Origin of the sequence: Agrobacterium sp. NPDC090283 (assembly GCF_044769685.1) — a bacterium.
Classification (GTDB): domain Bacteria; phylum Pseudomonadota; class Alphaproteobacteria; order Rhizobiales; family Rhizobiaceae; genus Agrobacterium.
This window is the reverse complement of the sequence record NZ_JBIVYG010000006.1, coordinates 167,461-179,337: the sequence shown is the minus strand read 5'-3', so window position 1 is coordinate 179,337 and position 11,877 is coordinate 167,461. Positions and strand designations below refer to the sequence as shown.

The 11,877-nt window shown below is 53.8% G+C and carries 9 protein-coding genes and 1 pseudogene; 7 read left to right on the top strand and 3 right to left on the bottom strand.

The features are described 5' to 3' along the window. Positions 1–49 precede the first annotated feature (49 nt). Entirely contained in the window at positions 50–913 is an 864-nt protein-coding gene (locus ACIQUH_RS11640) for a substrate-binding domain-containing protein (protein WP_400815203.1), read from the bottom strand. An 18-nt stretch (positions 914–931) separates the two neighbouring features. Next, positions 932–1,111, bottom strand: a pseudogene (locus ACIQUH_RS11635) (LysR family transcriptional regulator); the annotation flags it as partial. 117 nt (positions 1,112–1,228) lie between these two features. On the opposite strand from ACIQUH_RS11635, the gene ACIQUH_RS11630 reads away from it, so the two are divergent. The 6 genes from ACIQUH_RS11630 to ACIQUH_RS11605 all read left to right on the top strand — a co-directional run bounded on the left by ACIQUH_RS11630 (position 1,229) and on the right by ACIQUH_RS11605 (position 9,273). Next, positions 1,229–2,752, top strand: coding sequence for an ABC transporter substrate-binding protein (locus tag ACIQUH_RS11630; protein WP_400815016.1), 1,524 nt, complete (start codon positions 1,229–1,231; stop codon positions 2,750–2,752). Between the two features lie 9 nt (positions 2,753–2,761). Then, entirely contained in the window at positions 2,762–3,703 is a 942-nt protein-coding gene (locus ACIQUH_RS11625; protein ID WP_400815013.1) for an ABC transporter permease, read from the top strand. Continuing rightward, complete coding sequence (locus ACIQUH_RS11620) at positions 3,700–5,466, top strand: dipeptide/oligopeptide/nickel ABC transporter permease/ATP-binding protein (RefSeq protein ID WP_400815011.1); 1,767 nt, start codon at positions 3,700–3,702, stop codon at positions 5,464–5,466. The genes ACIQUH_RS11625 and ACIQUH_RS11620 overlap by 4 nt, the downstream gene beginning before the upstream one ends. Then, complete coding sequence (locus ACIQUH_RS11615; protein ID WP_400815009.1) at positions 5,463–6,281, top strand: ABC transporter ATP-binding protein; 819 nt, start codon at positions 5,463–5,465, stop codon at positions 6,279–6,281. Before ACIQUH_RS11620 ends, ACIQUH_RS11615 begins: the two co-directional genes overlap by 4 nt. A gap of 82 nt (positions 6,282–6,363) precedes the next feature. Then, the gene (locus ACIQUH_RS11610; protein ID WP_400815007.1) at positions 6,364–8,034 is read left to right on the top strand and encodes a glycoside hydrolase family 3 protein; all 1,671 of its coding nucleotides are present in this window, start codon (positions 6,364–6,366) and stop codon (positions 8,032–8,034) included. 30 nt (positions 8,035–8,064) lie between these two features. Beyond that, positions 8,065–9,273, top strand: a complete 1,209-nt coding sequence (locus ACIQUH_RS11605) for an MFS transporter (protein ID WP_400815005.1) — start codon at positions 8,065–8,067, stop codon at positions 9,271–9,273. Between the two features lie 497 nt (positions 9,274–9,770). On the opposite strand, the gene ACIQUH_RS11600 is transcribed toward ACIQUH_RS11605, so the two are convergent. After that, positions 9,771–10,646, bottom strand: coding sequence for a transporter (locus tag ACIQUH_RS11600; protein WP_400815003.1), 876 nt, complete (start codon positions 10,644–10,646; stop codon positions 9,771–9,773). Between the two features lie 315 nt (positions 10,647–10,961). Here ACIQUH_RS11600 and ACIQUH_RS11595 point away from each other — a divergent pair, with 315 nt between their 5' ends. Next, positions 10,962–11,750: an IclR family transcriptional regulator C-terminal domain-containing protein gene (locus ACIQUH_RS11595; RefSeq protein ID WP_400815001.1), complete on the top strand. Its 789-nt coding sequence runs from the start codon at positions 10,962–10,964 to the stop codon at positions 11,748–11,750. The last annotated feature ends 127 nt before the right edge of the window (positions 11,751–11,877 follow it).

Genomic DNA, 11,877 nt, shown 5'->3' with positions numbered 1-11,877 from the left:
CAAAAACCGGACGCAATTCCGATAGCTAAGCGTACAATTTCGGCGTTCTTCAGATGCCTTTGGGTCGGAAACCTTGGCATGTGTTTCCTCGTGATAAACGAGAAGATCCAACAGGCGGATTACGATTTATGCTACTATGGTGGCTTGTGTCTGTGTTGACATTTTCTGTAACTTTCCCGAAGAGGCTAGTTGCGGCGCGCGATTGCGTTAACACGAGTTCACTGACCTTTAGTAACTCTTTTATCTGCGGCCAATCAGCCATTTCTGGACGGTAAATCATTCCGGCAAGGCCGAAGTTAGTATGAATATCCAGGGGCACGGGAAGGATGCGCGGAGCACCAGCATCGCTTGTCATAGCATCAGGAAGTATTGCGATATATTCGCTACGCTGAAGGATAGCCAAAGAAGTATCGAGGTTTTCGCATGTCATCATCGGCCGCGGGCGAAAGCCCAACGCGCCGAATAGCGCATCCTGAACTTGGGTGCCGAAAATTGGCGCAGCGGATACCTCCAACCAAGGATATCGAGTTACCGAAATGGCCGGGACTTTACCATTAGCGGCGATCTCTTCAAAGATCGGATGCCCCTCGCGCGCCACAAGACGATCAGTAACTGTGATCATTGGGTGAACGGCAAGATCGCTGAGTTCTAGTCTGTCCATTGCTCCCATGAACAAAATATCGAAACGACCCTCCCGCAAATCTGTGGGCGCTGTGCTGTAGTCAAGCGAGAGTATATCGAACACCAGGGCAGGGAAACGATTTTGCATTTCCAGAACAATCTCCGGAAGAAGACGTTTTCTCCAAGCAAAACCGGCGCCTACACGGAGCGTGAGGCGTTCGACACTGCCATCCGGATGAAGCTCTTCTTCTGCGAGTTCCCAAAGTCTTTCCACCCGCTTCGCTATGGCCAAAACGCGCTGCCCAAAAGAGGTTGGCCTCACACCCCGGGCGTGCCTGTCCAGTAATAATTGCCCATAATGTTTTTCTAGGACTGCCAGGGATCGCGAAAGCGCAGGTTGCGACACATGCAATCGCTCGGCAGCGCGACTGACACTTCCTTCCTCAAGGATGGTCTGAAATCGAAAAAGGTGTGTAACGTGATCGAGCATAGATATCAGCATAGCTGATATTTGAGATATAAAAATGCATTTTTTTGCATGCTTGAGAACTGATATCTTTTCTCATGCCCAATCGTAGCTTCGGACAATGGGTGAGGGAGGCACATAATGATAACTGCACACCGAAAATGGTTACTGACAGGCAGTATTGCATGCGCAACGTTGTCAATTTCTGCACAGATGGTCGTGGCCGAGGTCTCGAATGGCCCAGACGTAATCGCAATGTCTGCGAATATCGACAATGATACTTTTTCACGGGCGTCACTCCGTCTGGGTACCCGTGAACCATACTGGATGGCGGTCTTTGACACTCTCATCCACCTCGCACCCGACACAACTCTCAACCCTGGGCTAGCAACAAAGTGGGTTTGGAATAACGCCAACACTGCGCTGACCCTGACTTTGCGCGAGGCCATCAAGTTTACGGATGGCGCCCCTTTTAACTCTGAAGCTGTTCGAGCCAATCTACTGGCGCTTCGGGATGGCGGCGGTGAGAACGCCTTCATGTTGGCAAATCTTACTGACGTAGAGATCAAAAGCCCTACAGAAGTAGTGCTACGCCTGTCGGCACCTGATCCAGCCCTCCTCGAGAGCCTTGCATCCGTTGCCGGCGCAATGGCGAGCCCGGCGAGCATCGGTTCAGCGAACGCCGCTTCTCGACCAGTAGGGTCCGGTGCCTATATTCTGGATACAGAAGAAAGTGTTCCCGGCCGGCAATATGTCTATCGTCGCAATTCTGACTATTGGGACGTCGCATCTATCGATTTCAATACCCTTACGATCACCCCGATCAGCGATCTGAGCGCAAGACTTAATGCCTTGCGTTCGGGGCAGATTGACACGGCACTTGCTGATGCCACCGTCGTTGCTGAAGCAAAGCGCAGCGATCTCACCGTGACGACCTTTCCTGTGGATTGGGAGGGAATCCTCATAGCCGATAGAAACGGCAAAATGTTGCCAGCCCTGGCCGACAGACGTGTGAGACAGGCAATCAACCTTGCCTTCGACAAGGGATCAATCCTGAAATACATGCGCTCCGGACTCGGTAAGGAGACAAGTCAAATTTTTTCGGCCGATGCTACCGCCTATGTGTCTGGACTGGACAGTGCTTACGGTTTCGACGTGAAGCGAGCCCGCACGTTGATGGCTGAGGCAGGATATGGCGATGGCTTCACCTTGACCATGCCGGAACTAAGACTATTCGCAGCATTCACGCCCGTCATCACTCAAATGCTCGCCGACATCGGAATTAGAGTCAACTGGGTCTCCATTGCACCAACCGAGGCTATCGCCGAGCTACAATCTGGAAAATATCCAATGTTTGTAACACGCCTAGCGGCGCAGACAAGTTGGAGTGATATACGCCGCGTTGTCGCCTCCGATGCGAGCTGGAACACAAGCCGTTCTCAAGATGATGAACTCAATAAGCTGATCGATAAAGCGCAGCACACCCTGCATGAAGAAGAACGGGCGAAAACCTACAAGGACATCAACAAATGGCTGGTGGATCAAGCATGGTTCGCCCCGTGGTATCGCGTGGACACCGTCGTTCTGACGAATAAAGAGGTGATTTTGAATCCACGCCCATGGTCCGTTGCGCCCTCCGTTCAATATTTCAAAGCGAAGCACTAAGAGGTGACGATGCTCAGCTATTTGTGCAAGCGGATTGGCGCCGGATTAGTCCTTCTTGGGCTGGTTTCCCTGGTCACATTTATGATGGTTTTTCGTTCACCAGAGGCCATCGCATTTAACATCATAGGCAGCACCGCGACTGCTGATCAAATAACACGCAAGATCACTGAACTTGGGCTCGATAGGCCGGTGTTGATCCAGTACCTTGATTGGCTTAGTCGGGCAGTTCAAGGAGATTTCGGGGTATCCTGGTTCAAGGCCGAACCCGTTTCGACACTGATCAATCGCCATCTGCCTGTTTCACTATCGATGGTGGGTGTTGCGGTGGTAGTCATGGGTCTTGCGGCGGCTCTCCTTGGTGTTATTGCGGCTGTCCGGGGGGGCTGGGTCGATCGCGCCATTCAGATATTGAGTGTTGTCGGATTTTCTGTACCAAGCTTCTGGTTAGGTCTTTTACTTGTCATCTTCTTTGCAGTTCGGCTGAATTGGCTCCCAGCGACCGGATATGTTTCGTTCACCCGCTCACCGCTGGACTGGGCGACATCACTGGTGCTTCCGGTGACCGCGCTGGTCTTGGCTGGCATCGCTTCAGCGTCACAGCAAGTCCGCGGTGCGGTAATAGATGCACTCGATCAAGACTATATCCGAACCCTCAAGGCCCGCGGAGTTACGCAACGCTCGATCTTGTTCCGGCATGCGCTGCGTAACGCTGTCCCCCCAGCGCTTACCGTCTTGTCACTCCAGTTTATCGCCTTGGTTGGAGGCGCTGCCATCATTGAACAGGTCTTTGCTATCCCGGGGCTCGGCTCCCTAACCGTGACGGCCTCATTGAACGGCGATGTGCCTGTCCTTATGGGTGTCGTTGTAACGCTCATTATTCTTGTTATCGCCGTTAATTTCGTAATCGACCTTCTCAATGCATTGGCCAACCCGAAGGTACGCATGCCATGACCCAAACTCAACACAAACCACCTGCAGTCAGTGACGCGGTACGGCGCGACAGCTATCTGCGTTCAACACTGGCCAATCCCTTAGGAATGGCTGCAACCATCGTCTTGTGTCTGGTCGTCATAGTGGCGATTTTCGCCCCGCTGCTTGCACCGAATGACCCAACGTACGTGACCATTTTTAAGGTCAATGGTGTTCCCGGAGACGGTTATCTTCTCGGCGGCGACGGTTCAGGCCGAGATATTCTCAGCCGATTAATCTACGGAGCGCGCAATACCCTTATGGGCGTAACTATCGCAACATCAGTTGCGATGCTGGTTGGTGTGACAATGGGAGTGACAGCTGGATATTTCGGCGGCCCAATGGAACACATAGCGACGTGGATTTCCGACGCTCTAATGTCGCTTCCTGCACTGATTGTTCTGCTTGCGCTCTACAAGACACTCGGGTCGTCCATCCACTATTCGATGGCTATTTTTGGGGTTTTGCTGTCTCCCGGCTTCTATCGCCTGACGCGCAATCTCGTTAACGCAGTCAAGAATGAGCTCTATATCGATGCTGCGAGAGTATCCGGCCTAAGTGATCTCCGCATAATACGCTGCCATATCCTGCTCGCCGTACGTGCGCCGATCATCATCCAAGTTTCAATCGTCGCTGGTATCAGCATCGTTATGCAGGCAGGCTTGGAATTTCTCGGGCTTGGCGATCCTACCATGCCGACCTGGGGTGGCATGCTTCAGGATGCATTTGCAAATCTCTACGTGGCACCCACGTCGGTCTATTGGCCAGGTCTATCGATTGCGTTGACAGTCGCATCTCTGGTTTTACTCGCCAACGCCCTGCGCGACCGCATGCAGCACGGCGGTGTCCGGCGCCATCGTGATGTTCCACCTCAAACACGTACAATCATCGCACCCGAAGGCGCGGCGCAAAGCGATGTGCTTCTAAGCGTCAGTAATTTGGTGGTGGGCTATCCGGGAGATGAGGGTTGGCGGCATGTCGCCAAGGGTGTGAATCTTTCGCTTAATCGCGGTGAGATTCTCGGCCTTGTGGGAGAAAGTGGTTCGGGCAAGACACAGACCGCTTTCTCGGTTCTGCGGCTCTTATCCAAGGGAGGCCGAATTCTGGATGGTACGATTACCTTCGATGGAACAGAGCTTTCGTCCCTTTCTGATCGAGAAATTGTGGCCTTTCGCGGCAAACGCATTTCCTACGTCCCTCAAGAACCCATGTCGAACCTCGATCCGTGTTTTAGGATTGGATTTCAACTCATGGAACCGTTGCAAACTGTCTTGGGGCTGAATCGCACTGAGGCGCGCGCGCGCGCGTTGGATTTGCTCAGGCGTGTGGGCCTGCCCGATCCGAAAAGGGTCTTTGATTCCTACCCGCATCAGGTTTCTGGCGGCATGGCGCAACGCGTACTTATCGCTGGTGCGATTTCATGTAATCCCGACCTTTTGATTGCCGATGAGCCCACGACCGCGCTCGACGTCACTGTGCAGGCCGAGATACTCGAGCTCTTGCGTGAAATTCAACGCGACACTGGCATGGCCATCCTAATTGTCACACACAATTTCGGTGTCGTTGCGGACCTTTGCGACCACGTGGCTGTCATGCAGAACGGACAAATCGTCGAAGTGAATGATGTCAACACGCTTTTTTCGTCGCCGAAACATAACTACACGCGCAGCCTTCTCGCCGCGATCCTCAATGACAAATCAACACGCAATTACACGATGCCGCAAACATCGGAGGCTCTGTCATGAAGACCATTGAAGCCTTGGTCAACGTTATCGACCTTGATGTCCGATTTGCCGCCCATCACGTTCTCAAGAAGGTCTGCATCGACATCCGTCCCGGGGAGACCGTTGGCCTCGTCGGCGAAAGCGGTTCGGGCAAATCAACTCTTGGTCGTTCCATTCTAGGCATCGGTCCTGTAACTGCTGGACGCATTGTATTCCACGGCCAGGATATTGGTGGCTTGCCACCCCGCAAGCGGGGTAAACAGTCCGCCGAGATCCAAGCCGTTTTCCAGGATCCGTTCACGTCGCTAAACCCGGCGATGACAATCGAAGAAATCTTGATCGAGCCTATAATTGCCAGAAGGATTTCTTCTGAACAGGATGCAAGAAAGCGTGTTCGTGGTCTTCTCGATCAGGTCGCTCTACCCTCGGACTCGGCATCGCGCTTCCCGCGCGAGTTTTCCGGCGGACAGCGTCAACGCGTGGCGATAGCCCGGGCATTGGCATTGTCGCCGCGACTGATAATTTGCGATGAACCGGTCTCGGCCTTAGACCTATCAACCCAAGCGCGAGTTCTAGAACTTTTTATAGATATCCAGGAACGAACCGGCGTCTCATATCTGTTTATTACGCACGATCTTGCGGTGGTCCGTTACGTTTCTCACCGAGTGGCAGTCATGCGGAATGGTGAAGTCGTCGAGTTCGGCGACTGTGATCAGGTGACCGCCAGACCCGCGCACGACTACACCAAGCGCCTTCTGCTATCTGCCCCCATTGCAGATCCCATCCGACAAACAGAGCGACGCAATCTCCTTTCTCAGCTCAAGCAGAGCACCTGACGCTGCTGCGTCCATCCATTCATAGACCCCGCAGCAAAAATGCCATGATCGAAACGCCGAAGTCGTTTCAAAAGGACTTAACATGATTGCAGACCTTAGCTTTTTGAGAAAATCGCCTTTCCATCTCGATGCGAAGGCAGTCGACTGGGTGCGAAAGACCGCGGCCAGTTTGTCTGCTGACGAACAGATCGCCCAATTGTTCAATATTGGTGTTCGCGGACCGACTGCAGGCTGGGTGGATGAAATTAGGCGACTTAAGCCTGGGGGAATAACACGGGTGTTCCAAGAGGGCCCGCTCGAAGAACTGGCAATGCTCGACCAAATGCGTACCGATGCGACAGTTCCTCTACTGATTTCTGCCGATCTCGAAGGGTCGCGAATGAGTTTTAAATTCGGAGCGACGTTCCCCAGCCCCTTGGCAGTGGCCGCCGCCGATGATCTCACAGTAAGTCGTGACGTTGCGCGGGCGATGGCGGTTGAAGCGGCGTTGGTTGGAATTAACTGGAGCTTTACGCCTGCTCTAGACATCAATGCGTCCTGGCGCTCGGCGATCGTTGCCACGCGTTCATACGGTAGCGATCCAGACCGGGTACTCGGCAACGCCCTTGTTCAATTGGACGAACTACAGAAAGCCGGGATCGCCGCCTGCCTTAAGCATTGGCCAGGCGAAGGATATGATGATCGGGACCAACACACTGTCACAACCATTAATCCCCTGACGATGGACGAGTGGGAAAGAGAATTCGGACGAATGTACCGCGCCGGCATCTCGGCGGGAGCGCTGAGCATTATGTCAGCCCATATCGCTTTGCCGTCTTTTGTTCGTTCGATCGATCCCGAAGCCGGCATCGACGCGTTTCGTCCGGCATCAGCTTCGCTTCTCCTGAACGAAACCCTTTTGCGAAACAAACTTGGATTCAATGGTGTTATTGTTTCGGACGCATCCGAAATGGCGGGGCTGACTTCGTTCATTGGCCTCGTCGACGCGAAGGTGGAATTGCTTCGAAACGGGTGTGACATGGTACTATTCACCAGAGACCTCCCCCGCGATATTGCCAATGTCCGCGCTGCAATTGAGAGCGGTTATCTATCTCGTGAACGCATCGACATGGCGCTTTTAAGGGTACTTGGGATGAAAGCGGCGCTTCGGCTGGATCAGCGTGAAATTGAATCAAGGCCTGCCAGACTTGAAAAGATCGGCTCTTCAGAAATTGAAACTGTCGCAGACAGAGCAACAACGCTTGCGCCTACTTTAGTCAAGGATGTCCAGAACCTACTGCCAATTACGCCCGAAAAATATCGGCGCATCTACTTCGCAAGTCTCGACGTACTTCATCCCATCGACGGGAAATTTCCACTTGTCCTACCGCACCTGCTCCGAGACAGGGGATTTGAGGTGACCGAACATATCGCGGGAGAACCAATTGCGTGTGAGGGACACGATCTAGTCCTATTCGCCTTTGCCGACGAAACACTTCTTTGCCGCAACAGGATCTGGCTCGACTGGACCGCCCTAACCGGCCATTTCAGCCACAGCATGAAACGACCTTGGTTCGATCTTCCCACAGCCATGCTCAGTTTCGGGTTTCCTTACTACCTTTACGACGCACCACGGATGCCGACCTACGTCAACGCATACAATTCGACCGAAGAGATGCAGCGCGCTGTTCTAGCCTGTATCACTGGCGACGCTCCCTTTAGCGGCAACAGTCCCGTCGATCCATTTTGCGGCCTTGAAGACGCACGCTACTAGTAACGCCATTGCGGCGCAAACAGGTTACCAATGCAAGCCACTCATGAAACCACAGGTCGCGCTGCTAGACGCAACGTTGCTGTCCTGACCCTGGCACAGATGTTAGGTGCCTCGGGAGGTCCCATCATTATCGCATTGGGGGGAATGATCGGGCAGCGTCTCGCACCCTCGCCAGTGCTTTTCACGCTACCGGTCTTTGCCTATACATTCGCGATGGCGCTCGGCACACTTCCTGCCGCTTTCCTCATGCGACGTTTGGGACGTCCTCGGGCCTATCTCATTGGTGCATCCATCGGCGTCTTAGGCGGAGGGATCGCAAGTATTGCACTGTACAGAGCGGATTTCTGGCTTTTTTGTTTCGGTTGTTTCGGGGCAGGCCTCTATGCCTCCTATGTCCAAAGCTATCGCTTTGCCGGGACCGATGGAGTGCCCAAAGAGCGCCAACCTCGGGCAATTTCATGGATCATGATCGGTGGTTTATTCGCTGCGGTCATTGGTCCACAGCTTGTGATCCTGACTCGAAACTTGGCACCTGAAGTTCCATTCGCGGGCGCGTTTGTCAGCCAGACCGGTCTCGCGGTTCTTGCGATTTTGGTGCTTTCTCAACTCAGGGCGGTCGATCACGATGTCACACCGGTTCAAGCCCGCGATAGAGGGCGAACCGTCGGCGCGTTCCTTCGAAGCCCACGCTACCTTCTGGCCGTCGCAACAGGCGTGGTATCCTACGCGCTGATGAACCTGATGATGACCGCTGCACCCATGGCGATGGTCGGTTGTGGTATCTCGATCGATGATGCAACATTAGGTATTCAGTGGCATGCGCTTTCCATGTTTGCGCCGAGTTTTGCCACCGGGCACCTCATTCAACGGTTTAAGGCGGAGCGAGTCGCCGCGTTTGGTTTGCTCCTAATCGCGGCGGCTGCTATAGTTGGTCTGCTTGGACTGCAAGTAGCGCATTTCTGGGGTTCGCTGATTCTACTTGGCATCGGGTGGAATTTTGGCTTCATCGGTGCGACTAGTATGCTTGCCGGGACACATCAACCCGGTGAGCGTAGCCGTGCGCAGGGGCTTAACGACTTTCTGGTCTTTGGCTCTGTCGCACTTGCTTCACTTTCATCGGGGCCAATTCTCAGCACATCGGGATGGAGTGGCCTCAACAGCCTTGCTTTTCCTGTCATTGCCTTGATTCTGGTGCCATTGCTGTTGACCGCTGGGAGTGACATGAAAACAAACACGTAAAAGTTCCCATTAACCTATGGTCGTACGTCAGAGACCAGAACCCGCATTTCATTGTCGTCGATGTGAGCACCGTTGGCGATCCCGCTTGAACTCGAATTCTAGCCCGCGTCATCATCAGAACTCCAGCATCCTCCCGGCGTCGTTGAGATCAAATGATCGCCTCACGTCGTCTGCAATGCAGACCGAGATTTTTCTGATACGTTCAATCCGATAAAGCGTCTCAGCGGAACGGGATGTTGTCGTTCGTTGAGTTCGAGATGCAGCAGAAAATCTAACACGAGGGTGTTTACGAAACTCAGGCCTCCTGTGGTTTCCGCCCATGATGTAGGGAGTTTCTGAGCCATTGATACCCGACGATACCGAAAACCATTGGTGACAGCCTTTATCCAGCTACACCACGATCTCAGCGTTATCCATAGACTTCTCTACTCCTCATCTCTATCTAGGCCCGTTCAGCTCCAGATAAATTCAGTGGAAAGCTGGTCTGCTCCGAGCCATCAAAACAGCTTGCTGATCCTTAATAGAAAAGAGGTATCGGCCTCGAAGCCGCCTTTGACTTCGAAATCCCTGTTGACTTGGCCCAGAACCTGCAGCGTGGGGTTGATCCACCAAGAGACCGCAGCACGCAACTGCTGACGGTCAGAATCGAAACCGTTGGCAATTCCATTCAACTTCTGCTCACCGCCCCAGAACCCACCCCAACCGGCCGAGAACGATAGTTGGGGTGTTGCTGCATAGCTGAGCCAGAGTTGGGCGGAGTAAGTCGGATCCTGTTCCAGAACATCGCCTGCCCCGCCGGAATTCGTATTGTCTCGGTAGAACGAAACGTCCATGGAACCTTCCAGTAGCCAGTCAGACCCCAAACCATACGCACCATTGAGCTGCAATGCGTAGGAGGTGCGGTTGCTGCCGGCGTTCAATGCGTCAACAGGCTCGTATTTGCCGGTCGGAATACCAAGATACGCGGTTATATCGAGATGACGATTGGTGTTGGTGTCGCTGTAGAGCCAGTAGGTGAAAGCGAGCGTGGTATCGCCGATCCCGTTCGTATCGTTGAGCGGAACTCCGGCAAGATTGGCATCCCTCAGATCGACATAGGGAACGATGCCTGTAATCAGGGCAGGATGACCCAGAATATCGAAATAGTAGGTCAGACGCTGTGAAACGGAAAGCGTCTTGAGATCGCCGCCGACTTCATCGCCGTTGAGATACGCGGTATTCGATTTGCCGTAAAAAATATAGGTCGTCCAGGCAGCCGTCCCCGGTGGTGCGGGCAAAACGTCGTAAGGCTGGATGTCCAGGGCATTTGCTGTGCCAGCCAGACCGCAAAACAGAATGAACTTTCCCGACAGCGCGAGTTTCAGTTTTCTCATCTAGTCCTCCCCATAATTTCACAAGTTGCCCTGATGGGAGCGACCTCAATCTCGTCGCTCAACACAAGAGGTTGGGCCTCTCGGCACTTTTGCTGGCGCGCTCCCAAACGCGCCTCGCCGCTTCCTCGAACCTCCTTTCGAGGCATGAACCAGATCATCTGGGCCGCACTTCCAGCCCAGTCCTTTGCGCAGCCTCCGCCTCCGCAAGCGAATACACCTGAATGTCGGCATATGCGCGAAGATGAAAAAACGATTGACCAACAACAATCGGCATTGTGAAAATGTTCTCAGGGAGAACATGAGGAGATATTGAACGTGGATGCTATCAGCGAAGGTCCATATAAGGACGTACGATCACTCGCCCGTGGACTTAATGTGCTGGAAACACTCAGTGAGTTGGGCTGGACAAGGATCGGGACCCTTGCGAGCCATGTCGATATCGACCGCTCCTCGCTCTACAGGATTGTCAGTACTCTGGTAGGGCTCGGTTATGTGGTGCGCCGTCAGGAGGACGGTGCGATCGCCCTCACCGCCAGAATGGCTCATATAGCTGAAGGGGTGAAAGATGACGACGTTATAGCCCAGGCAGTCGCACCTCACCTGCGCGAGCTAACCCATGATATCCTGTGGCCATCGGACTTTGCCAGCTTCATGGGAGGTGCAGTTACCATCCGCTGTTCAACGCACAAGATGAGCCCGATGTCGATACATCGACGTGTGGTCGGCAAGAAACGCCTCCTTGTGCGGTCTGCGCTTGGACAGGCAATCCTGTCGGCCATGACACCCCAGGAACTGGAGGCGTCACTGGCGATCGTAGAAAGCCAGGGAGGCCCGGACGCCAAGGATATCATCAACAGGGCAATACTGGCCCAGACACTCAATGCCACACGCGATACCGGGTATGCCTCCTCTTCCGGTCAAATGGAGGCCAATATCAGTGCTATCGCGCTACCGGTGCACGGCCCTTCGGGGGTCGTTGGTGCGATCAACATCGTCTTCTTTCGATCCGCCATGACCACCACGAAAGCCGCGGAGCGGCATCTTGACCGGCTCAGAAGCTGCATCCGTGACGTGGAGTCGGCGATCGCAAATCTGTCGGCTTAGTCTAACCCGCTGTTCTCTCTGCGAACAAATCCTGGAATGACGTTGCCGCTGTCATCATTCTGTCGGACTCTCCAAACATGGGAGAAACCGGCAGATTGGTACGTTTGGTGCCGCTGCCGGTATGGAC